Here is a 22,233-nt window from a genome sequence, read left to right as displayed (position 1 = left end):
TCATTCGAGCAACGACATCCGGTCCGGGGAATACCGCTCGCCGACGATCTGATCCGCGGGCACCGCCTGTTCGATCGCCGACACGTCAGCTGCGGACAGCGAGATATCAACGGCCGCGACGTTTTCCTCCAGCCTGCTCCGCTTCTTCGTGCCCGGGATCGGCACGACGTCGTCGCCATGGCTGTGTACCCACGCCAGCGCGAGCTGACCCGCCGTGACACCCCGTTGTCGGGCGAGTTCTTCCAGCGCCCGCACGAATTCCAGGTTGCGTTCGAGGTTTCCCTCGGCGAAGCGCGGCTGCGACGTCCGCCGGAAGTCGTCCTTCTCGAAATCGTCCGTCGAACGGTAGCGGCCGGTGAGAATGCCGCGGCCCAGCGGCGAGTACGGCACGATCCCGATGCCCAGCTCGCGGCAGACCGGCACCACCTCGTCCTCGATCGTGCGCGACCACAGCGACCATTCGGTCTGCACTGACGTGATCGGGTGCACCGCGTGCGCCCGGCGGATCGTTTCCGCGGACGCCTCCGACAGTCCGATGTGGCGCACCTTCCCGGCCGCGACCAGCTCCGCCAACGCCCCGACCGTCTCCTCGATCTCGACGGCGGGATCGACCCGGTGCTGCTGGTAAAGGTCGATGTGGTCGACACCGAGGCGGCGCAGGGAAGCGTCGCACGCCTGCCGGACGTATTCCGCGTCCCCGCGCACCGAACGCGCCATCGAGTCGTCCTCCGCGCGGACGACGCCGAACTTGGTGGCCAGGACGACGTCGTCGCGGCGGCCGGCGATCGCCCGTCCGATCAGTTCCTCGTTGGCGCCGTAGCCGTACATGTCGGAGGTGTCCAGGAGCGTCACGCCGAGGTCGAGCGCGCGGTGCACGGTCGCGATCGACTCGCTTTCGTCGCCGCTGCCGTAGAAATCGCTCATGCCCATGCAGCCGAGCCCTTGGGCGCCGACGTCGAGCTTGCCGAGATGCCGGGTGGGCATCGCCATGCTGCTTCTCCTTTGTTCAGTGGGCTGGATCGCTCGCGGCGGCGGGTTCGGCTGCCGCCACTGGCTCGTTGATGTCTTTCAGGTGGGTTTCCGGCATGAGGAGCACCGCGCCGAAGGTGATCGCGCAGACCACCGCCATGTAGATGGCCACCGACATCGAGGATCCGGTCGCCGCGTACAGCGACGTCGCGATCAGCGGAGCGAACGCACCGCCGATCACGGCCCCCAGTTGCACGCCCAGCGAAACGCCGGAGTACCGGAGCCCGGTGGAGAACGCCTCGGCGAAGAACGCGCCCTGCGGTCCGTACATCGTGGTGTGCATCAGGCCGAGGCCGACGATGAACGCGACCAGGATCAGGAACGTCGACTTCGTGTTCAGCAGCGGCCAGAACGCGAACGAGAAAGCGCAGAGCATCCCCGAACCCGCCAGCAGCATCGCGCGCCGTCCGATGCGGTCTGAGATGGCGCCGGACACCGGGAGCAAGACCAGCTGCACCCCGGCCGCCACGAGGACGGCGAGCAGGATGGTGTCCTTGGACAGCCCCAAAATCGCGGAGTTCGTGCTGTAGGAAACCGCGAACGTCATGAACAGGTAGTAGGTCACGTTGATGCCGATGTAGGCGGCCGCGACCAACGCGATCTGCTTGTAGTGGACGCGAAACGCGCGCAGCACGGGGGAGCGTCCGGCGTCCGGTTTCTTGACCTGCTTGAGCCGCCGGAACGCGTCGGTGTCCTCGAGGCGCAGCTGCAGGTGGATGGCCAGCCAGACCAGCACGGCGCTGGCGAGGAACGGAACGCGCCAGCCCCACGCCTCGAACGCCGCGGGCGAGGTGAACCGGATAGCCGCGATGAAGGCGAGGTTGCCGAGAATAATGCCGCCCGGGCCGCCCGCCTGCGCGAAACTGGAGAAGAAGCCGCGCTTGCGGGGCGGCGCGCTCTCCATCGCGAGCAGGACGACGCCGCCGAGCTGTCCGCCGACCGCGATGCCCTGCAGAAAACGCAGCAATACCAACAGAATCGGCGCGGCGACCCCGATCACCGAATGCGTCGGCATCAGGCCGATGAGCGTCGAGGCGAGGCCCATCCCGGCGAGCGCGCCGATCAGCGCCTTCTTGCGGCCGTGCACGTCGCCGATGTGGCCGAAGAGCACGCCGCCGAGCGGCCGGGCGATGAAGCCGACCGCGAAGGTCGCGAAGCTGAGCAATGCGCTGGTCAGTGCGGTTTGCTCGGGGAAGAAGAGCTGGGGGAAGACCAGCGCCGCCGCGGTGCCGTAGATGAAGAAGTCGTAGTTCTCGATGCTCGAGGCCGAGAGCGCGGTCACCGCGACCTTGGCCAGTCTCGTCTCGGGTCGTGCCTGGGTCGGTTCCTGCGCCGGCGCCATTGCCCGCTCCTTCCGCCACCTTCGACGGCCGTCGGGACGAAACTCTCTGTGTTTCGTCCAATGAAACGTGCGAACCACTACGTGATATGGCTTGTCTACTCGCCCTGGTCACGCAGGTCAAGGGGGGTCTTGCCGGGCCTCTTGAGGGCAGGACCGGGACCTCCCGATCGGCTGAGCGGGAGGCGGGTAGAGGACGGCGTCAGGTCGCCTCGCGGAACGCCGTCACGATCTCCTCCATCGAGGCGCCGGGCCCGAAATGCCGATGCACGCCCGCCGCCATCATGCGCTCGATCTCGGCGGGCTCATCGATGCCGCCGGCGAGGACCGGGACGTCTGCGCCTTCGCGGCGTAGCCCTTCGACGGTCAGCGAGGCGAAGTGACCGAGCCCGCCGCTGAGACAGCTGAGCCCGACGGCGTCGGCGTCCTCCTGGATGGCGACGTGGACGATGGTGGCGGTGGGGATGCGTTTGCCGAGGTAGATGACTTCGAATCCGGCGTTGGCGAGGTGTTTGCCGATGAGCCGGACGCCGACGTCGTGGCCGTCGAGTCCGAGTTTGGCGAGTACGACGCGCGTCATCTGTCGAACCCTTCCCGGGTGGCGCCGACGATCTCGGCGGAGGTCGCACCGGCACGCAATGCCTCGATGCTGGGCTGCACGAGGTTCTCGGTCCCCGCGGCCGCGGTCTCGACCGCCTTGAGCGCCCGGTCGACCGACGCGGCGTCGCGGCGGCGCTTGTGCTCGGTGATCCGCTCGACGGCCTCCCGCTCGACCTTCGCGAAGTCGATCTCGCCCGAACTCTTGCCCGCGAACCACTCAGCGCGGGCCTTGGCGTCGAATACGCCGTGGCCGACCATCAGCCGCTCGCCGGTCCGCAATTGTTCCTGGCGCGCACCGCGGTTTTCGTCGATGCGCCCAGCGATGTAGCCGTTCTCGATGGCTTCGAGCGGGCCGCCGGCTTCGGTGAGCCGGTCGAGTTCGAGCCGGACTTTGCGCATAACCTGCTCGTCCACGTCGCGCAGTTTGGCGCTGCCCGCGAGCGGATCGATCGTCGTCAGCGTGCCGTGCTCGTACGCGACGACCTGCATCGTACGCACGGCGAGCGCGGCGGCGTCGGCGGACGGGATGCGCAACGCCTCGTCGTAACCGGTGGCGCAGAGGTAATCGACGCCGCCGAGCATGGACCCGAGCACGCTGAGCGTCACGCGCGGGATGTTGACCAGCGGTTCCTCGGCGGATTCCAGCCCGTGCGCGTAGCCCATGAGCTTCGCGACGGGTTGTTCGGCGACCGGAATGCCGTACCGGTCACGCAGAATCTCGCTCCACAAGATCCGCGCGGTGCGGAAAACCGAGGCCTCCACGAACAAATCGCTGCGCTCGTTGAGGAAGAACATCAGTTTCCCGGCGACGTCCGCGGGTTCGTAGCCGCGCGCGACCAATTCGTCCAGGTATGCGATGGCGTTGCCGAAAGCGAAAGCCACCGCCAGCAACGGACCCGCGCCCGCGACGTCGTAATGGTTGGAGCAGACGGTAAGCGCCGCTCCGGGCATGTCCTCGTCGATCGCGAACGCGACGCAATCGGCGGCAATCCGCAGCGCTTGCGCAGGGGAGTGGATTTCGGTGCCGCGAGCGGTGAATTCCTTGAGCGGATCGTTCTGCATCACCAGCTTGACGTGCCGGGCGTCTCGATCGGACAGTACACTGTGGACCATTCCGAGCGCGACGTGTCCGAGCGAGTTCTGCAGCATCCCGACGCTGTCCGCGGCGGCGAGATCGAGCCGCGAGCAGATCGTGGCGAAGTCGTCGAGCGTCGCGCAGGACACGCCGGCCCGGCCGACCTGAGCGTGCGAAAGCTCGTGGTCGGGGTCGAAACCGAGCTGCGAGGGGAGGTCGGCGGCCAGCAGAAACGACTCCGCGCCGACCTCCTGCAGCACGGCGAGCCGTTCCGCGGTCATCGCGGGCGGGCCGAGTCCGGAGTAGACCATGAAGCGCGGCCGGAACGGTCCGGGCTCGGCGATCCGGCTGTCGCTCCACGCTTTCAGCGCGGGCTCGGCAGTGGTCGGCTCGTACCGCGCGCGGAGCGAAACCCGGCCGTCGTTCGCTGTGGTGCTGTCGTCGCCATCGTGGGGCACTGGACCTCCGTCTCGTTCAGTCCACTTCGGACGCTCCGGATACCGTCGCCGAAATCCGGGCCGCGACTTCCCGTACGTGTCGTTCGATCTCGGCGATCTTCTCCTTGCCGAGCCGGCCCTCCGGCCCGATGACGCTCAACGCCGCGAGCGCGAAACCGTTCGCGTCCGTGATCGGCGCGGTGACGCCGACCGCGCCCACCGCCCGTTCGCCGTGGCTGTGCGCGATGCCCGCGGCCGCGATGCTCTTCAGCTGGGCGCGAAGGGTTTCGAGGTCGGTGATCGTGTTCGGCGTCGTCGGGTCGAGCGGGAGGTCCTTGAGCAGGCGTTCGCGCTCCGCCTCGGGCATGAACGCGAGCAGCGTCTTGCCCGCCGACCCGGTGTGGATGCCCTCGGAAACGCCGACGCCCGCGATGTAGCGGATGAGATGCGGGCTCGGGAGTTCTTTGACGCAGATGCGGGAACGGCCGGCGCGCACGTGCACCGCGACGGTCTCCGCGGTGACGTCGCGCAGTTGCTCCAGCGCGTCGGTCGCCTCGAAGATGAAGCCCGCGTTCCCGTTCGAGATCGACGACATCAGGTGAAAACAGCCGGGACCGAGCCCGTAGTGTCCGCTGGCCTGGTCCTGCACGACCATTCCCTTGGCGCGCAACGTGCTCAGCAGCCGGTACGTCGTCGGCTTCGACAGCGAGACGACCTCCGCCACGTCACCGAGCGTGAGCGGATTGTGCCCGAGCGCGAACAGGATGTCGATCGCCCGGCTGACCGCGCGGACCGTGGAGCCGTCGGGGGTTTCAGTCACTGGCCACCTCTGCGTTTTCATCGAGTGAGGTCACCGTATCAACCAGCGAAACGCTCGGGTACGAACCAGTAGCGCGGCGTCTCGCCGATCCTCACCTGCACGGCCATCCCCGCCTCAGGCTCGTCTCCGTCCGTCCTGACCTGGCCGAACACCATCGGCCCGCCGTCGTCGAGGGCGATCTGGCCGAGCGTGTACGGCGCGGGCAGCCCGGGCCTCGGGACGTGCACAGTCGTGTAGGTGAGCAGCACGCCGGTCGCGGCGAAAGTGTGTTCGGCGGGTGCGGCCGTCCCGCATCGATGACAGACCGCGCGCGCCGGGAACGCGGCCGCACCGCACTGTCCGCAACGGCTGCCCACGAGTGCGAACCCGTTGTCGCGCGGCCGTTCGGCGGTGGTCGGAACCTGCAAAGCGGCGTTCAGTCCCATGGCTCGGTCCTCTCCAGCAAATGCACGCTCGAGACGGCGGACTCGCCCTCCAGCCAGCCGCCGTTGTTGTGGGCGAGGCCGATGCGCGGACGCTGGGCCTGCCGTCCAGTCGCTTCGCCGCGCAACTGCCAGGTCAACTCGGCGATCTGGGCCAACCCGGTCGCCCCCACCGCGTGCCCGCGCGACGACAGCCCGCCGCTCGGGTTGACCGGACGGGAGCCGTCGATCTGGGTCGCCCCGCTGTCGAGCAGCGCGCCCGCGTCGCCCGGACCGCAGAAACCGAGCTGCTCGTACGCGATGAGTTCGGCAGGAGCCATCGCGTCGTGCACCTCGGCGACGTCGACGTCCTCGGGTCCGAGCCCCGCTTCCGCATACGCCGCCGCCGCGCACAATTCGGTCAGCGACGGTTCGTTCCCGGTGGTCGTGTACCCCGTTGCGGCCTGCGACGCCCTGATCCGCACGCTCGGCCTTTCTTTCGCTGGCACCGCCCCGCGTCGTGCCACCACGACCGCCGCCGCACCGTCGCAGATGGAGCTGCACATCAGCAACGTCAACGGATCAGCGATCGGCCGCGAATCCAGCACTTCCTCAGGACTGACGACTTTCCGGTGCTGTGCATAGGGATTGCGCTCGCCATTGGCGTGACTCTTGACGGAAACCGCGACCAGATCGTCCACCGTCAGCCTGCCCGCCGCGATGAGCTTGCGCAGCCGCATCCCGTAGACCGCGGTGAACTGCAGCCCGATCCCGGACACCGCGTCGAGATCGCCCGCGGACTCCAACGCCGCGAGCGTCCGGGAACGATCCTCCACGAACATCTTCTCCACACCCGCGACCAGCACGACGTCCGCCGAACCAGCGCGGATCGCGAGGATGGCCTGACGCAACGCAGTCGACCCGCTCGCGCACGCGTTCTCGACATTCGTGACGGGGATGCGCTCGATCCCGATCTCCCGCATGACCGACTGGCCGCGGATCATCTCCTGCCCCTGCAACAATCCCGCCATCGCATTGGCCGCGTAAACCGCGTCGAGGTCGCGCACCTCAAGCCCCGCGTCAACCAGCGCGGACACGCACGCGACGCGATTGAGATCCTTCAGCGAGGAGTTGAGGTACCGGCCGAAGGGATGCATCCCCACGCCTAAGATCTCAATGTCGCCGGTGTTCACTCGAACCCTCCGATCAGCTTGTCGCGCAATTCGACCCGGTCGACCTTCCCGTACGGCGTGCGCGGAATGGCGTCCCAGATCTCCAGCCTGCGCGGCGTGCGAATCCCCAGCCGGGGCCGGACGAACTCGATCAACTCCTGACTGGACGCGGCTTGGGCGTCCCGCAGCCGCACCACCGCCGTGACCGCGTCGCCCCAGCGCGGATCGGGAAGGCCGAGCACCACCGCCTCGCTGACCGCGGCGTGCGCCGACAGCTCGTTCTCCACCTCGCGAGGAGCGATGTTGTACCCGCCGGAATTGATCATTTCGTCATTGCGCCCTTGGAGATGGACAAACCCACGCTCGTCCGCCCGCGCGAGATCCTTGGTGCGCAACCATCCGTCCACCAGAACCGCCGCCGTGGCCTCGGGTTTGCGGTGATACCCGGACATCAAATGCGACCCGCGCACATAGACTTCCCCGATCTCCCCGGTCCGAGCTACTCGGCCGTCCTCGGTGCGCACCTCGACCGCTACCGACCGCCAAGGCCGCCCCGCGGACTGCCTCGCGTACGGGTCAAGATGATCAGCCTTGCTCAGGCAGGTAATCGTCATCGGCGCCTCGGACTGCCCGTAGTCCTGCACCAACGTCGGCCCGAACCGATCGAGCGCGCGCTCCAGCACCGGCAATGCCACGCTCGACGCCCCGTAGACGATCGTTTCGAACCCCCACTCGCCGCGCGCCGCGTCCAGTAATGGTTCGAGCATCGCCGGGACCGCTTTGAGCGTACGGAAATGTCCCTCTCGGGAACGACGCCACACCTCGTCCGGATCAAATTTCGGCATGACGTGCACGCCCGCGCCACTGATCAAGTACGGCAGCACAAAGTACCCCGACGCGTGCGAAACGGCCTGGGTAAGCAAAACCCGTTCCCCTTCGCGGACCGGTGCCAGCTCCAGCAGCAGATTCAGCGCCACCTCGCGCAGCGCGCGATGCGACAGCACGACTCCCTTGGGCCGCCCGGTTGTCCCTGAGGTGTAGGAAATCCACGCCGCGCCTTCAGGATCGCGGTCGCGCAACACCGGCTCGGATTTCGCTTTCGCGATGAGACCCTCGTACGCGTGTTCAAAGCTGGCGTCTTCCTCGAACGGGATCACCGCGATGCCGAACTTCTCGGCCAACGCGTGCGCCTCCTCTGCGAACTTCGGTGCGAAAAAGAGCGCTCGGAGCCCGGCATCCTCGGCTACGTAACGGAAATCCTCCAGATGCAGCCGCGCGTTGAGCGCCACCCGAACCCGCCGCCCGAGCGCCAGGGCGCAGTCCGTCTCGACAAACTCCGTGCGGTTGTCGGACAGAATCCCGACGCTCGCGCCGTCCGGGATGCCGAGCGCGTCCAAGGCATTGGCCAACCGCTCCGCGCGGTCGAGAAGCTCGCCGAAAGTACGCGCCGTACGCCCGTCGTCGACCGCCGTGAGGCCCCGGTAGGAGGCCCCCGCGCGACGAAGCAAGTAGGCGGTGTCGAGAACCATCCGAGCGGCCTCCCTTGCTGAAGGTGTTTCATCTGGCGACAAGAACGTATTGTCTGATGAAACGACCTGTCAAGGGGGTGTAGTCGTCGGGGAGGTCCTCGGCCGTAGCGCGCTCGCGGGCGGCGTCGAAGGATTGCGTCACTCGCGGGCCTCTGGAGAAGATGCCTCATGGCAACCACGACCACCGTCATCGTCGATCAGGACGGCGGTGTTGACGACGCGCTTGCCCTCGTTCTCCTCGCCCGCACCCCTGGCGTCGAGATCGCCGGTGCCGGTTCGGTGCACGGCAACGTCTCTGCGACTGCCGCGGCCGACAACGGCTTGCGGGCCCTCGAGATCGCAGGTGATCATTCGACGCCCATGGCAGTCGGGGCGTCGGAGCCGCTCGCCCGGCCGCTGCATCTGGCCCATCCGGAAGATCTCCTGGGCAAGGCGGCGGGCTCGCCGAAACGGAAGCCCGTGCGGGAGGAAACCGCCGCCGAGCAAATCGTCCGGCTCGCCCGGAAGAGCCCCGGCTGTGTCGATCTCCTGACTCTGGGCCCGCTCACCAATGTCGCGATCGCCCTGGACGCCGAACCCGAACTGCCCCGGCTGGTCCGGCGCGCGGTGGCGATGGCCGGAGCGTTCGAGGCGAAGGGCAACATCAGCGACTACGCCGAAAGCAACGTATGGCACGATCCCGAGGCAGCTGCCCAGGTCGTAGCGGCTGGGTTCGACCTGACGCTGGTTCCTCTCGACGTGACCCGCAAGGCCACCGTCACCCGGCTCTGGCTCGAACGCCTCGCCGCTGATGAAGATCGGCTATGGGGACGAATGGCGACAATGCTCCTTGCTCTGCCGGGGAAGTTGCCGGCTTTCCCGCTCCATGATCCGCTGGCCGCCGCGATCCTGCTCGACCCGGAGATCGCCAGACTTCACCGCACGTCGGTCACGGTCGACCTCGGGGAGCGGCGGCGTGGACAGACCCGAGCCGTCAAGACTGAGCACCCGGCGAGGTCGGCTGTCGCCGTCGCCGCTGACACCGGTAGGTTGCTTGCGCAGTTGACGCACGCTTTGCTGCCTGGCCGGGCTCCCGTTCGAGGGCGGGCCTCACGGACGAGAGCGCACCCAGGCTGAAGACCTGGCTTCTGTTTCCCAGGAAGATGACGGCCGCTCGAGCCAGACGCGGGATCTGGAAGGTCGACTTCACCGAGAACGCCGAACTCATCACCTTCGAATTCGACCGTGGTTCCCTCCGCGCGACTCCGACCTACCTGAAAACCGCATTGCATTGCTCCGTTGACGAGCGCTGGCGGCGCACATGGGTTTGGAGATCCCCGAGGGGTAGCGGCCGTGCGGCCGACGGAATTCATCCCAGGGTGGGCGAAGGCCAGACACCCGAAGCGGCGAGGTCGAACTGTACGACTTGATCGCACACAGTAAATGAGCCACCCGGCGAAGCCAGCCGATTGTGTGGCGGAACAATATTCTTTGGTGCGCTCCACAATCGTCAAGCGAATGCGCTGGTCAAGGCAAAACCCAAGATCATTTCGCCTTGACGACCCCTTTCCCTCTCCAGTACACCAGACCTCGAACCCGTCCTGTCCTGAGGTCTCCGGATAGGAAAGAAATCCCGGAAAGGAACGCGTCGTGGCGAAAGCGGTGGGCATCGACCTGGGGACGACCAACTCGGTCATCGCGGTGCTGGAGGGCGGCCAGCCCGAGGTGATCGCCAACGCGGACGGGGCCCGGACTACCCCGTCGGTGGTCGCGTACACCGATTCGGGCGAGCGGCTGGTGGGGCAGCTCGCGCGGCGGCAGGCGATCATGAATCCGAAGGGCACGATTTCGTCGGCGAAGCGGTTCATCGGCCGCCGCTACGACGAGGTGGCCAGCGAGATCGACGCGGTGTCCTACGACGTCGTGCCGGGGCCGGACGACGCCGTGCGGTTCGACGTGCACGGCAAAAAGTACGCGCCGGAAGAGGTCTCGGCGCTGGTGCTGCGCAAGCTGGTGGACGACGCGTCGAAGTTCCTCGGCGAGAAGGTGACCGAGGCGGTCATCACGGTCCCGGCGTACTTCAACGACGCGCAGCGCCAGGCCACCAAGGACGCGGGCCGGATCGCCGGGCTGGAAGTGCTGCGGATCATCAACGAGCCGACTGCGGCGGCGCTTGCCTACGGGCTGGACAAGAAGCAGCACGAGACGGTGCTGGTGTTTGACCTTGGCGGCGGGACGTTCGACGTCAGTGTCCTGGACATCGGCGACGGCGTAGTGGAAGTGCGCTCGACCGCGGGGGACACGCATCTGGGCGGCGACGACTTCGACCGCCGCGTCGTCGACCATCTCGCGGACCAGTTCGAGCAGGAGAACGGCATCGATCTGCGTGCTGATCCGCAAGCGCTGCAACGGTTGTTCGAGGCCGCGTCCAAGGCTAAGGAAGAATTGTCCTCGGTCACGCAGACCACGATCAACCTGCCGTTCATCACCGCGGACGGCTCGGGCCCGAAGCACCTCAACACCACGCTGATGCGCTCCACCTTCGACCAGATCACCTCCGACCTCGTCGAGCGCTGCAAAGTACCCGTGGAGCAGGCGCTCGCCGACGCGAAGCTCACCGCGCACGACATCGACGAGGTCATCCTGGTCGGCGGCTCGACGCGCATCCCGGCGGTGCAGGCGCTGGTCCGGCGGATGACCGGCGGCAAAGACCCGAACATGACGGTCAACCCGGACGAGGTCGTCGCCCTCGGCGCGGCGGTCCAGGCGGCCATCATCAAGGGCGAGGCCAAGGACGTCCTGCTGCTCGACGTCACCCCGCTGTCGCTGGGCATCGAGACGATGGGCGGCGTGATGACCAAGGTCATCGACCGCAACACCACGATTCCGGCCCGGCGCAAGGAAACCTTCTCCACCGCCGAGGACAATCAGTCCGCTGTGGACATCGTCGTGCTGCAGGGCGAGCGCGAAAAGGCGGCGGACAACCGGGTGCTCGGCCGGTTCCGGCTGGAGAACATCCCGCCGGCTCCGCGCGGCGTGCCGCAGATCGAGGTCACCTACGACATCGACGCCAACGGCATCCTCAACGTCTCGGCCAAGGACACCAATTCCGGCCGGGAACAGACCATCACCATCTCCGAAAGCTCCAATTTGGACTCCGCGGACGTCGATCGCATGGTCGCCGACGCGCAGGCGCACCGGGCCGAGGACGCCAAGCTGCGTGAGGTCGTCGACGCCCGGAACACCCTGGACAGCGCCGTTTACCAGGTGGAGAAAAGTGTCACCGAACTCGGGGACGCGGTGCCGCTCAACGAAAAGGCACGCGCGGAGAACCTTGCCGTGGATGCCCGGGACCTCCTCAAACAGGACGCCCCGAGCCTGGAGAAGCTGCGGTCGATGACCTCGGAACTCCAGCAGTTGTTCCACGGCCTGGCCGCGGTGGCGGCTACCGCTGGCGACGCGCCCGCCGCACCTTCGACGGGACACGGCGACGACGGTGACGACGTGGTCGACGCCGAATTCACCACCTCCTGATCGCCATGGAGAACAAGCAGCAAGACGCAGCCGCGGAACCGGAAGGCAACACCGACGTCTCCTGGCTCCAGTCGAGGGTCGCCGAGCTGGAGAACAACTGGCGCACGGCGATGGCCGACCTCGACAACCTGCGCAAACGGACCGTGCGGGACACCGTCCAGGTGCGCCGGCAAGAACGCAAGCGGGCCGCCAAAGAACTGCTGACCGTGCTGGACAACTTGGACCTGGCCATCGGGCACGCCGAGGCAGACCCCAAGTCCGTCGTCTCCGGCGTCGAAGCGGTGCGGGCACAGGCCGACACGGCGATGTCCAACCTCGGCTTTCCCCGGCACGCGGACGAACAGGGCACACCGTTCGATCCGCAGCTGCACGAGGCGGTATCGGTGGTTCCGGCCGTGGGCGTCGAGCCGGGCACGGTGGTTCAGGTCGTGCGCCCCGGCTACGGCGACGTCGAGAACCAGCTGCGGCCCGCGGCGGTCGTGGTCGCGAAGGTGGATTGATGAGCGATAGCGAGGACTTCTACCAGCTGCTCGGCGTCTCCAGGACGGCGGGCCAGGACGAAATCCAGAAGGCGTACCGCAAACTCGCCCGCAAGTACCACCCGGACATCAACAAGGACCCGGGAGCGGAGGAGAAGTTCAAGGCCGTTTCCGAGGCCTACGACGTGCTGTCCGAACCGGAGAAGCGCAAGCGCTACGACGCGTTCGGCAAGGACTTCCGGCAGGTCCCTCCGGACATGGACCCGGAAACCTACGCTCGCGCCAAGTCCGGCGGCGGTTTCCAGAGCGCCGAAGGGGTCAACTTCGAGGACCTCTTCGGCGGCATGTTCGGCGGCGGCTTCCAAGGTGGCTTCCAAGGCGGCTTCGGCCGTCAGCCACGCGGTCCGATTCCCGGTGCCGATCAGGAAGCAGGCGTCGAAATCAGCCTGGACGAGGCTTTCCGCGGCGGCCGGCGTTCGTTCACCCTCGACGGTCCGGAGGGCTCGCGCACCGTCGACGTCAACATCCCGGCCGGCGTGATCAACGGCAAGCGCATCCGGCTGGCCGGGCAAGGCGGCTACGGCAGCGGCGAAGGCGCACCGCGCGGGGACCTTTACCTGGTGGTGCATCTGTTGCACGACAAGCGCTACCAGGTCGAAGGACGGGACGTGACCGTCGATCTTCCTTTGCTGCCTTCGGAAGCGGCGCTGGGCGCGACCGTAGCCATGGACCTTCCCGGCGGCGGTGAAGCGAAGCTGAAGATCGCGGCAGGAACCTCCAGCGGCCGAAAGCTGCGATTGCGCGGGCGCGGCATCCCGAACTCCCGGGGAAATCCCGGCGATCTGTACGCCGCGGTCAAGATCGTCGTCCCCAAGGACCTGACCGACGCCCAGCGCAAGCTCTACGAGGAATTGGCCGCGGCCACCGACGAAAACCCGAGGAGGCCGGGATGACCTACGCGCTCGTGCGCCGCCGCCCCGGCGCGGCGCAGCTGGATCTGCCGACGTTCGCGCACGCGACCGGCCTGCATCCGGAGCTGGTCCGCCGGTTCACCGTGCTGGGCCTGCTGGAACCGGTCGAGGACGCGCGCGGCGAATGGTGGTACCCGGTCGCCCAGGTGTCCGCGGCGGCCCGGATCCAGCGGCTGCGCGCCGGATTCTCGCTGAACTACGCGGCGGTCGGCCTGGTCGCCGACCTGCTCGACCGCATCGCGGACCTCGAAGCGGACCTCCGATCCCGACGCAGCGGAGACTGACCATGGATCCCAACCGGCTCACCCAGAAATCCCAGGAAGCACTGCACGACGCCCAGACCGCCGCGTTGCGGTACGGCCAGCCGGAGGTCGACGGCGAACACCTGCTGCTCGCGTTGCTCGACCAGTCCGACGGGCTCGCGTCGCGGCTTCTCGACGAAGCGGGGGCGGATCCGGCCCGGCTTAAACAAGAGCTGGAAGCCGAGCTCGGCCGCCGCCCCAAAGTGAGCGGCCCCGGTGTCACACCTGGCGAAACCCGGGTGACCGCCCGGCTCGCGAGGGTGCTCGACGCGGCCGATCGCGAAGCCGGGCGGTTGAAGGACGATTACGTGTCCGTCGAACACCTCGTCGCGGCGTTGCTGGAGGAGGGCAGTTCGAGCGCGGCCGGACGGCTGTTGCGCGGCGCGGGGCTGACCCGGGACAAGTTCCTGGAGGTGCTGCGGAAGGTGCGCGGCAACCAGCGGGTCACCTCGGCGACGCCGGAATCCGCTTACGAGGCCTTGGAAAAGTACGGCCGCGACCTCGTCGCCGACGCCGCGGCGGGCAAGCTGGACCCGGTCATCGGGCGCGACGCCGAGATCCGCCGGGTGATCCAGATCCTGTCGCGCAAGACGAAGAACAACCCGGTGCTCACCGGCGATCCGGGCGTGGGCAAGACCGCGATCGTCGAGGGGCTCGCGCAGCGCATCGATCGCGGCGACGTGCCGGAAGGGCTCAAGGGCAAGACGGTGTTCTCGCTCGATCTCGGCGCGCTCGTCGCGGGCGCGAAGTACCGCGGTGAGTTCGAGGAGCGGCTGAAGGCCGTGCTCAATGAGGTGACCTCGGCCGAGGGCCGGATCCTCTTGTTCGTCGACGAGCTGCACACCGTCGTCGGCGCAGGTGCCACCGAGGGTGCGATGGACGCGGGCAACATGCTGAAACCCATGCTGGCGCGCGGCGAACTGCACCTGATCGGCGCGACGACCGCGGACGAGTACCGCAAATACATCGAGAAGGACGCCGCGCTCGAACGACGCTTCCAGCCGGTGCTGGTGGACGAACCGTCCGTCGAAGACGCGATCTCGATCATGCGCGGGCTGCGCGAGCGGCTCGAAGTGTTCCACGGCGTGAAGATCCAGGACAGCGCGCTGGTCGCCGCAGTCGTGCTGAGCCATCGCTACATTTCGGACCGGTTCCTGCCGGACAAGGCGATCGACCTGGTGGACGAGGCGTGCGCGATGCTGCGCACGGAGATCGACTCGATGCCCGCCGAATTGGACGAGCTGAGCCGGCGGCTGACCCGCACCGAGATCGAGGAAGCCGCGCTGGCGAAGGAAACCGACGCGGCGAGCAAGGCCCGGCTCGAAGAGCTGCGTCGCGAACTGGTCGACCTCCGCGCCGAGGCGGGCGGGATGCGGACGCAGTGGGAGGCGGAACGCTCCGCGCTGCACAAGGTTCAGGCGCTGCGCGAGGAAATCGAGCAGGTCAGCCGGGATGCCGACTCCGCCGAGCGGGCCTACGACCTGAACAAGGCCGCCGAATTGCGCCACGGCAAGCTTCCCGAGCTGGAACGTCGGCTGGAAGGCGAGGAAGAACTGCTCGCCACGCGGCAGGCGGGCACCCGGTTGCTGCGCGAGGTCGTGACCGAGGAGGAAATCGCGGCGGTCGTGTCGCGGTGGACCGGCATCCCGGTCAGCCGCCTTCAGGAAGGCGAGCGGTCGAAGCTGCTGCGCCTGGACGAATTGCTGCACGAGCGCGTGATCGGCCAGGACGAGGCGGTGCAGCTGGTCGCGGACGCGATCATCCGGGCGCGGTCGCGGATCAAGGACCCGCGTCGCCCGATCGGGTCGTTCCTGTTCCTGGGCCCGACCGGGGTCGGCAAGACCGAGCTGGCGAAGGCGCTGGCGGCGGATCTGTTCGACACCGAGGACAACATCGTCCGGATCGACATGAGCGAGTACCAGGAGCGGCACACGGTTTCGCGGCTTGTCGGTGCACCGCCCGGGTATGTCGGTTACGACGAGGGCGGCCAGCTCACCGAAGCGGTGCGGCGCAAACCGTACTCGGTGGTGCTGTTCGATGAGATTGAGAAGGCGCACGCGGACGTCTTCAACACCCTGCTGCAGGTGCTCGACGACGGGCGGCTGACCGATTCGCAAGGCCGCACGGTCGACTTCCGCAACACCGTCATCATCATGACCTCCAACATCGGCGCGCACTTCCTGATCGACGGGGTGAACGCCGAGGGCGAGATCACCGAGTCCGCGCGCGGCGAGGTGATGGCGGCGCTGCGCGGGCATTTCCGGCCGGAGTTCCTCAACCGGATCGACGACATTGTCTTGTTCAAACCGTTGACGCTGCCGGAGATCGAACGGGTCGTCGAGCTGATGCTGGGCGACCTGCGCAAGCGGCTCGCCGAGCAGAACATGACCCTGGAGGTGTCCGACAAAGCACTGCGCTTCATCGCGGAACAGGGCTTCGACCCGGTCTACGGCGCCCGGCCGCTGCGCCGGTTCCTCGCTCGCGAGGTCGAGACCCGGATCGGCCGCGCGCTGCTCGGCGGCGAAGCGCACGACAACACGACCATCGACGTCAGCCTCGACGACGGCGTGCTCACGGTGACCTGCCGGGACGCCGAGGCTGCGGCATGATCCGATGACCATAGGCGAGCTCGTCGCCTGGGTTCAGCCGCGCCTGCCGCGGCTGATCGACGAGATCTGCGCGACGGCGTGCGAACGGATCGACCTTTACCGGGACGAGAAGATCGTGCCGCGCGCGGACCTGCACCGCTCGATCGCGGTCAACGTGCGGTTTCTGGTCGACTCGCTCGGCGGCATCGAGGCCCCGGACCAGGGCGCCCCGCAGGAGACCGGCAGCAGGCGCGCGCACCAGGGCGCGCCGCTGCCGGAGGTGCTGCAGGTGTACCGGATCGGCTGCGCGATGCTGTGGGACCTGCTGGCCGCGCATGCCCGCGAGACCGGCAGCGTCGACGTGCTGATCGACGCCGCGAGCCTGCTCTGGCAGCTCACCGACGAGCACGCCGTCCGCGTGACCGAGGCGTACCGGGCGGCGAGCGCGGAACTCCTCGTCGCCCAGCAACGCCGCCGTTCCGCGCTGGTCGAAGCTCTTTTCACCGGCCAGCGCCTCTCCGAAGCCGGGCCGTGGGAAGCCGGACGGCTGCTCGGCCTGCCGCTCGACGGGAAACTCGCCGTTGTCGCCGCGGAGACCCGCGGGCTGGCCGAGGAGAGCCTGCCCGGCATCGAACGGCGGCTCGGGCAGCTCGGCATCATGTCGGCTTGGCAGCTCACGCCCGTGCTGCAGGCCGGGGTGGTGTCGGTGCGCGACGGGCAATACAGCGCGGTGCTGACCGTGCTCAACGAAGTCGCGTTGACCCGCACCGGGGTCAGCCCGCCGTACACGTCGCTCGCCGACACCCCGCGCGCACTGCACCTGGCGCGCACCGCGCTGGCCGGCACGCCGCCCGAACGCGTCGAGGTCCGTGCGTTCGACCCGAGCCCGCTGGCCGCGCTCGTCGCCTACGACCCCGACGAAGGCCGGCGGCTCGGTGACCAGGTCTTCGGCCCGGTCCTGGATTTGCCCGCCGACGAACGCGATCTGCTGCTGGAGACGCTCGAGGCGTACTTCTCCGGCGGCGGCTCGTCCGAACGCGCCGGACAGACCTTGCACTGCCACGCCAACACCGTCCGCTACCGGCTGCGGCGGATCCGGGAACTCACCGACCGGTCGCTGACCGACCCCCGTGACCTGGCCGAGCTTGTCACCGCGATGCAAGCGCTGCGGGTCGGGATTCCAGCCCACTCTCAAAGGGATTGACCATGAACCAGATCACCGCGAAAACCCTCGGCACGCCCAGCGGCGGCCTCTTCGACAACCCGTGGCCGCCCGATTTCCCGGCCGCCGGACAGCGCGTCGCGATCTTCGCCTACGAAGTGACCAGGGTCGACGGCACCGCCGAGGGCGACATCCGCACGTATCACGTCGGCCCCGCCGAAACCGCGGCGCGAGGCCCCATCGGATCCAGTCACGACGAGCCGCAGGGCATTACCGTCGCGTGGCGCGGCTGCGGCACCGGCACCGTCGCTTCGATGTCGGCTCCGCTGGACCGCGAACGCACCTGCGAGGTCATCCCGGACGAGGCGGGCCTCCTGTGACCACGCCGCAACCGGTTCTCGCCCAGCTGAGCGAAAGCGCGATCTTCCTGACGCTGACGATCAATCCCGGGGGAGAGGCCGCCGTCCTCGACCTGCTGCCCGACCTCGCCGGGCTGGTCCGCTCCGTGGCTTTCCCGCTGCCGGAAGAACGCCTCACCTGCGTGGCGGGCTTCGGCTCGCAAGCCTGGGACGGGCTTTTCACCGGCCCGCGCCCGGCCGGCCTGCACCCCTTCCAGGAACTGACGGGTTCGCGGCACCACGCGCCCGCCACTCCCGGCGACGTCTTCCTGCACATCCGCGCGACCCGGCAGTACCCGTGCTTCGAACTGGCCCGGCGGGTGGTGAACCGGCTCGGCGACGCGGTCTCGGTGTACGACGCCACCCCCGGGTTCCGCTACTTCGACCGCCGTGACCTGCTCGGTTACGTCGACGGCACGGAAAACCCCACCGACGCCGCCGCGGCCCGCGCAGCGCTGATCGAGGACGGTCCCTTCGCCGGCGGATCGTTCCTGATCGTGCAGAAATACCTCCACGACCTGGCGAAGTGGACCGCGATGCCGGTGGAGGAACGCGACCGGTCCGTCGGCAGGCATCTCGCCGACGACATCGAAATCCCGGACGCGCGGAAAGCGCCGGATTCGCACGTTTCGCGCACCACGATCGAGGATCCGGACGGCACGGAACACAAGATCCTGCGCGACAACATGCCCTTCGGCTCCATCGCCCGCGGAGAGTACGGCACCTACTTTTGCGGCTACGCGGCCGATCCCGCGGTGACCGAGAAGATGCTGGAGCGGATGTTCGTCGCCGATCCGCCGGACCTCCTCCTCGACGTGTCCACCGCGGTCACCGGCAGCCTGTTCTTCGTGCCCCCGGCCGATTTCCTCGGCGATCCGCCGGTCCGGCAGGGCTGAACCGATGGCGGACTGGAACGCCGGAGCACTGGTGATTTTCGGGATCACCGGGGATCTCGCGGCGAAAATGACCCTCCCCGCGCTCTACCGGCTCGAACAGCGCGGCGAATTGCGGTGTCCGGTCATCGGCACCGCCACCGCTTCGCTTTCCCAGGACGAATTCACCGAACTCGCCCGCCGCTCCGTCGAGAAGGCCGTCGACGACTTCGATGAGGCGGTGTTCGCCCGCCTCGCTCGGCGGATGACCTACCTCAGCGGCGGTGCCACCGATCCTGAGCTGTACCAAGCACTTGCCGCACAACTGACCGCCAGACCGCTGTACTACCTGGCGCTGCCGCCTTCGTTGTTCGCGACCGTCGTGGACCACCTGGCCGCCGCGGGCCTGCTGGCCGACTGCCGCGTGGCGCTGGAGAAACCTTTCGGCTCCGACCTCGCCTCCGCGCAGGAATTGCGCCGACGCCTGAGCGAAGTCCTCGACGAGAAGCAGGTGCTCCTGGTCGATCACTTCCTCGGCAAAGAACCGGTCACCGAAATCGAATACCTGCGGTTCGCGAACCACGTGCTCGCCGAACTGTGGGACCGCGACAGCGTGGCCGCGATCCAGATCACCATGGCCGAGAAACTGGACGTCGCCGGGCGCGGCCGGTTCTACGACCAGGTCGGGGCGCTGCGCGACGTAGTGCAGAACCATCTGCTGCAACTGCTGGCGCTGGTGGCGATGGACGCTCCGGTCGGGCCGAGCGTGGCGGATCTGCGGGCGAAGAAACTCGAAGTGTTCCGGGCGATCCCGGCCGTGGATCCGGGCGACTGTGTGCGCGGTCAATACGAGGGCTACCAGGGCGTGCACGGGGTGGCGGCCGGGTCGAACACCGAAACCTATGTCGCGCTCAAACTTTCGATCGACAACTGGCGCTGGGCCGGGGTGCCGATCTTCCTGCGAGCGGGCAAATGCCTGCCCGAGAACGCCACCGAGGTCCGGATGATCTTCAAACGCCCGCCGCCGCTGCGATTCCTGCCGGACGCCGCAGAGGTCGAGGCGAACCAGCTGGTCCTGCGAATCTCGCCGGACCCGGCTTTCCGGCTTCGTCTGTCCGGTTTGGACAGTACGCAGCAATGGCGCCCAGTGCGCCTGGACACGAGCTTCGAGCGGGACCTGGGCAAGCCGCGATCGCCGTACGAACGCCTGCTGGCCGACGCACTCGAAGGCGACGACCGGCTGTTCGCCTGGCAGGACGCGGTAGAGGAAAGCTGGCGAATTCTGCGCCCAGCCCTGGCCTATCCCCGCCCGGCGCGGCTGTACGCACCGGGAACGTGGGGGCCTTCCGCCGCGGATGACCTGGTGGACGGATACCCGGCTTGGCAATTGCCCTGGCTGTCTGCCAGTTGACCTCCCTCGCCCTCGGTCGACATACGCCCACCCACTCCATGTGCAGAACCTGACCCGCTCGACTGCTTTTCGAGCTCGTGTCTACCTCACAAGCGAGAACGGCACCTCGGTCAAGTCGGCGACCACCAGATCGGCAGCCGAACCGTCGGCCCCGATCGCCACACAAAACGTCCCCGCAGCCTTAGCCGCAGCGATCCCGGCAGGAGCGTCTTCGAACACAACGGTCCGAGCAGGCTCGACCCCCAATCGAGCACAACCGAGGAGATAACCCTCAGGATCAGGCTTCCCCCGGGAGACGTCTTCCGCCGTGATAACCGTATCGAACAGCGTCCGCACGCCGAGCGCATTCAGTTCGGCATGCGCGTAATCGCGAGTGCCCGACGTGACCACCCCAATCGGACAACCGAGTTCATGCAACGCCCGCACCAGTTCGACGGCCCCGGGCATCGGCTCGGCCGCGTCAGTCGCGTAGGACATCGCCTCGGCGAACAGTCCGTCCACTGTGGACCCATCAGGGAAGAGCCGAAGGTTCTCAGCCAGCACGGTCTTGCCAGGACGTCCGGCGAACGAGGCGACCAACGACTCGTCCAGCCCGACCCCGTGCGCGCGAAACAGCCGACGCCAAGCGGCTTGACTGCGGGGTTCGGTATCGACAAGTGTCCCGTCGAGATCGAAGAGGGCGGCGGTGAGCATGTCATTTCCTTTCCGTGCCGAGCGCGACGGCTGCGGCGATCAGGGCAAGCCCGGCGAACCCGCCCAGCACCGTCGCGAACGAGGCGGTCGTCTCGAAGGGAAGTCCAAGATAAGCGGTGCTCGCCCCCGCGACCCCGAGCGCAGCGCACAGCTGGGCATTAGTGTTGAGCACACCGGAGAGATCCGCGACGCGATCCGGCCGAGCTGTCGAGGTCACACGGTCGATCAATGAGTTCGAACTGACTCCGAGCCCAATCCCGCCAAGCCCGAGCAACAGGATCAACGGCGGCCCAGGACGCCCGGCGATCGACAAGTTGATGCACAACGAGGCATAGGCAATAGCGAGGAGAAGACACCCAGCCACCGGCGCGAACCTGCGCCAGCGAGCGGGAAGGCGGGGGAGCGCCAACCCGGCCACTCCGAAGGCAGCGACCCAGGACACCATGGCCAGCCCAGTCTCAGCCGGTCCGACCCCGACGCCTTGCTGCAGGTAAAGCGCCAGCACGAACAGCAGTCCAGCGTAAGTCGCGGTCGTGAGGCCATGCGCGAGCAACCCGTTTCGTACCACCGAATCCGCGACCACGTCCAACGCGATCAACGGACGCTTCCCCCGCCCGGCGGCTGCCCTGCAATGACGGACGAACCAGCCGAACACCACCAGACTCGCCGCGAGACACAGCCACATCCAGGTCGGCCAGCCATGCTCGCGCCCGAGCACCAACGGCACGATCGCCAGCAACACCGCGGCAGACAGCACACCCGCGCCCGGCAGATCCAGCGTGCCTCGCTCATCCCGGCTGTCAGCAGGCAACGCCCTCCGCGCGGCCAAGAGCAGCCCCACCCCGACCGGGACGTTGATCAGAAAGACGGACCGCCAGCCAGTACCGAAGAGATCGGCCGAGACAAGCAACCCGCCGAGCACCTGCCCCGCAACGGCGCCGCCTGACAGCGCGACCGCGTAATACCCCAGCGCCCGGCCCCGATCGGCACCGGTGAAGTGCGTCTGGATCCCGCTCAGGACTTGCGGCACCATCAGCGCCCCGGCCGCCCCTTGCAGGAACCGCGCGACGATCAGCCACTCGATCCCCGGTGCGACCCCGCAGGCCAACGACGCGGCGGTGAACCCGGCCAGCCCCCACAGAAAAATCCGCCGCCGCCCGTGTGTGGCCCCCAGTCTCGCCCCGGTGACCAGCAGGACCGCGTAGGCGATGAGATACCCCGAGACGACCAGCGCCACCGGCCCTTCCCCCGTGCCGAGCCCGGTCCGGATCGTGGGAGCGGCGATGTTGACCACCGCACCGTCCACATTGACCATAAACTGCCCGGACAGCAATACCGCGAGCAGCAACCCCCGCCGCGGGCGGACTTGCTCGGCGGACGGGAAGAGTTCGACAGCCACAGAAGCCGAGCGTGCCTGGACGGGGAGGCGCGCGCTGGCGGAT

At 67.9% G+C, this 22,233-nt stretch carries 20 protein-coding genes; 10 read left to right on the top strand and 10 right to left on the bottom strand.

What is annotated here, in order from left to right; translation table 11 throughout:
• The 8 genes from ABD156_RS42040 to ABD156_RS42005 all read right to left on the bottom strand — a co-directional run bounded on the left by ABD156_RS42040 (position 1) and on the right by ABD156_RS42005 (position 8,402).
• Positions 1-984 (bottom strand): aldo/keto reductase, encoded by a 984-nt coding sequence (locus ABD156_RS42040; RefSeq protein WP_344287023.1) that lies wholly within the window; start codon positions 982-984, stop codon positions 1-3.
• 22 nt (positions 985-1,006) lie between these two features.
• Complete coding sequence (locus ABD156_RS42035; protein WP_344286734.1) at positions 1,007-2,371, bottom strand: MFS transporter; 1,365 nt, start codon at positions 2,369-2,371, stop codon at positions 1,007-1,009.
• 199 nt (positions 2,372-2,570) lie between these two features.
• A complete protein-coding gene (locus ABD156_RS42030; RefSeq protein WP_344286732.1) occupies positions 2,571-2,948 on the bottom strand; it encodes a cobalamin B12-binding domain-containing protein in 378 nt (125 codons plus the stop codon).
• On the bottom strand, positions 2,945-4,501 hold the full coding sequence (locus ABD156_RS42025; RefSeq protein WP_344286730.1) for a methylmalonyl-CoA mutase family protein: 1,557 nt from the start codon (positions 4,499-4,501) through the stop codon (positions 2,945-2,947). Before ABD156_RS42025 ends, ABD156_RS42030 begins: the two co-directional genes overlap by 4 nt.
• A gap of 16 nt (positions 4,502-4,517) precedes the next feature.
• Positions 4,518-5,300: an IclR family transcriptional regulator gene (locus ABD156_RS42020; protein WP_344286728.1), complete on the bottom strand. Its 783-nt coding sequence runs from the start codon at positions 5,298-5,300 to the stop codon at positions 4,518-4,520.
• A gap of 38 nt (positions 5,301-5,338) precedes the next feature.
• On the bottom strand, positions 5,339-5,725 hold the full coding sequence (locus ABD156_RS42015) for a Zn-ribbon domain-containing OB-fold protein (protein WP_344286726.1): 387 nt from the start codon (positions 5,723-5,725) through the stop codon (positions 5,339-5,341).
• Positions 5,716-6,858 (bottom strand): thiolase family protein, encoded by a 1,143-nt coding sequence (locus tag ABD156_RS42010; protein ID WP_344287021.1) that lies wholly within the window; start codon positions 6,856-6,858, stop codon positions 5,716-5,718. Before ABD156_RS42010 ends, ABD156_RS42015 begins: the two co-directional genes overlap by 10 nt.
• 32 nt (positions 6,859-6,890) lie before the next feature.
• The gene (locus tag ABD156_RS42005; RefSeq protein ID WP_344286724.1) at positions 6,891-8,402 is read right to left on the bottom strand and encodes an AMP-binding protein; all 1,512 of its coding nucleotides are present in this window, start codon (positions 8,400-8,402) and stop codon (positions 6,891-6,893) included.
• A 168-nt stretch (positions 8,403-8,570) separates the two neighbouring features.
• Between ABD156_RS42005 and ABD156_RS42000 the strand changes: the two genes are divergently transcribed.
• The 10 genes from ABD156_RS42000 (at position 8,571) to ABD156_RS41955 (ending at position 20,098) form a co-directional block, all read left to right on the top strand.
• Positions 8,571-9,518: a nucleoside hydrolase gene (locus ABD156_RS42000; RefSeq protein WP_344286722.1), complete on the top strand. Its 948-nt coding sequence runs from the start codon at positions 8,571-8,573 to the stop codon at positions 9,516-9,518.
• Positions 9,519-10,031: 513 nt separating this feature from the next.
• Positions 10,032-11,915: a molecular chaperone DnaK gene (dnaK, locus tag ABD156_RS41995; RefSeq protein WP_344286720.1), complete on the top strand. Its 1,884-nt coding sequence runs from the start codon at positions 10,032-10,034 to the stop codon at positions 11,913-11,915.
• Positions 11,916-11,920: 5 nt separating this feature from the next.
• Positions 11,921-12,415 (top strand): nucleotide exchange factor GrpE, encoded by a 495-nt coding sequence (locus ABD156_RS41990; protein WP_344286718.1) that lies wholly within the window; start codon positions 11,921-11,923, stop codon positions 12,413-12,415.
• Complete coding sequence (locus ABD156_RS41985) at positions 12,415-13,347, top strand: DnaJ C-terminal domain-containing protein (protein WP_344286716.1); 933 nt, start codon at positions 12,415-12,417, stop codon at positions 13,345-13,347. The genes ABD156_RS41990 and ABD156_RS41985 overlap by 1 nt, the downstream gene beginning before the upstream one ends.
• Complete coding sequence (locus ABD156_RS41980; RefSeq protein WP_344286714.1) at positions 13,344-13,649, top strand: chaperone modulator CbpM; 306 nt, start codon at positions 13,344-13,346, stop codon at positions 13,647-13,649. The genes ABD156_RS41985 and ABD156_RS41980 overlap by 4 nt, the downstream gene beginning before the upstream one ends.
• 2 nt (positions 13,650-13,651) lie before the next feature.
• Positions 13,652-16,276, top strand: a complete 2,625-nt coding sequence (gene clpB / locus ABD156_RS41975; protein WP_344286712.1) for an ATP-dependent chaperone ClpB — start codon at positions 13,652-13,654, stop codon at positions 16,274-16,276.
• A gap of 4 nt (positions 16,277-16,280) precedes the next feature.
• Complete coding sequence (locus ABD156_RS41970; RefSeq protein WP_344286710.1) at positions 16,281-17,459, top strand: PucR family transcriptional regulator; 1,179 nt, start codon at positions 16,281-16,283, stop codon at positions 17,457-17,459.
• Between the two features lie 2 nt (positions 17,460-17,461).
• Entirely contained in the window at positions 17,462-17,797 is a 336-nt protein-coding gene (locus ABD156_RS41965; RefSeq protein ID WP_344286708.1) for a hypothetical protein, read from the top strand.
• Positions 17,794-18,711, top strand: a complete 918-nt coding sequence (locus tag ABD156_RS41960) for a Dyp-type peroxidase (RefSeq protein ID WP_344286706.1) — start codon at positions 17,794-17,796, stop codon at positions 18,709-18,711. Before ABD156_RS41965 ends, ABD156_RS41960 begins: the two co-directional genes overlap by 4 nt.
• Before the next feature lie 4 nt (positions 18,712-18,715).
• Positions 18,716-20,098, top strand: coding sequence for a glucose-6-phosphate dehydrogenase (locus ABD156_RS41955; protein ID WP_344286704.1), 1,383 nt, complete (start codon positions 18,716-18,718; stop codon positions 20,096-20,098).
• Positions 20,099-20,179: 81 nt separating this feature from the next.
• Here the strand turns inward: ABD156_RS41955 and ABD156_RS41950 are convergent, their stop codons facing one another.
• Both ABD156_RS41950 and ABD156_RS41945 read right to left on the bottom strand, forming a co-directional pair.
• Positions 20,180-20,791 (bottom strand): HAD family hydrolase, encoded by a 612-nt coding sequence (locus ABD156_RS41950; RefSeq protein WP_344286702.1) that lies wholly within the window; start codon positions 20,789-20,791, stop codon positions 20,180-20,182.
• A 1-nt stretch (position 20,792) separates the two neighbouring features.
• Positions 20,793-22,190, bottom strand: a complete 1,398-nt coding sequence (locus ABD156_RS41945) for an MFS transporter (RefSeq protein WP_344286700.1) — start codon at positions 22,188-22,190, stop codon at positions 20,793-20,795.
• Between the last annotated feature and the right edge of the window lie 43 nt (positions 22,191-22,233).

Origin of the sequence: Amycolatopsis albidoflavus, from assembly GCF_039525725.1 — a bacterium.
Taxonomy (GTDB): Bacteria; Actinomycetota; Actinomycetes; order Mycobacteriales; family Pseudonocardiaceae; genus Amycolatopsis; species Amycolatopsis albidoflava.
The sequence above is the reverse complement of the archived record's forward strand: the minus strand, read 5'-3'. Positions and strand labels throughout refer to the sequence as shown.

Excerpts from the sequence above, each read along its gene's own strand:
- ABD156_RS42040 (WP_344287023.1), bottom strand. The coding sequence starts at position 984 with ATGCCCACCCGGCATCTCGGCAAGCTCGACGTCGGCGCCCAAGGGCTC.
- ABD156_RS42035 (WP_344286734.1), bottom strand. The coding sequence starts at position 2,371 with ATGGCGCCGGCGCAGGAACCGACCCAGGCACGACCCGAGACGAGACTG.
- ABD156_RS42030 (WP_344286732.1), bottom strand. The coding sequence starts at position 2,948 with ATGACGCGCGTCGTACTCGCCAAACTCGGACTCGACGGCCACGACGTC.
- ABD156_RS42015 (WP_344286726.1), bottom strand. The coding sequence starts at position 5,725 with ATGGGACTGAACGCCGCTTTGCAGGTTCCGACCACCGCCGAACGGCCG.
- ABD156_RS42010 (WP_344287021.1), bottom strand. The coding sequence starts at position 6,858 with ATGCATCCCTTCGGCCGGTACCTCAACTCCTCGCTGAAGGATCTCAAT.
- ABD156_RS42005 (WP_344286724.1), bottom strand. The coding sequence starts at position 8,402 with ATGGTTCTCGACACCGCCTACTTGCTTCGTCGCGCGGGGGCCTCCTAC.
- ABD156_RS42000 (WP_344286722.1), top strand. The coding sequence starts at position 8,571 with ATGGCAACCACGACCACCGTCATCGTCGATCAGGACGGCGGTGTTGAC.
- ABD156_RS41990 (WP_344286718.1), top strand. The coding sequence starts at position 11,921 with ATGGAGAACAAGCAGCAAGACGCAGCCGCGGAACCGGAAGGCAACACC.
- ABD156_RS41985 (WP_344286716.1), top strand. The coding sequence starts at position 12,415 with ATGAGCGATAGCGAGGACTTCTACCAGCTGCTCGGCGTCTCCAGGACG.
- ABD156_RS41980 (WP_344286714.1), top strand. The coding sequence starts at position 13,344 with ATGACCTACGCGCTCGTGCGCCGCCGCCCCGGCGCGGCGCAGCTGGAT.
- clpB (WP_344286712.1), top strand. The coding sequence starts at position 13,652 with ATGGATCCCAACCGGCTCACCCAGAAATCCCAGGAAGCACTGCACGAC.
- ABD156_RS41970 (WP_344286710.1), top strand. The coding sequence starts at position 16,281 with ATGACCATAGGCGAGCTCGTCGCCTGGGTTCAGCCGCGCCTGCCGCGG.
- ABD156_RS41965 (WP_344286708.1), top strand. The coding sequence starts at position 17,462 with ATGAACCAGATCACCGCGAAAACCCTCGGCACGCCCAGCGGCGGCCTC.
- ABD156_RS41955 (WP_344286704.1), top strand. The coding sequence starts at position 18,716 with ATGGCGGACTGGAACGCCGGAGCACTGGTGATTTTCGGGATCACCGGG.
- ABD156_RS41950 (WP_344286702.1), bottom strand. The coding sequence starts at position 20,791 with ATGCTCACCGCCGCCCTCTTCGATCTCGACGGGACACTTGTCGATACC.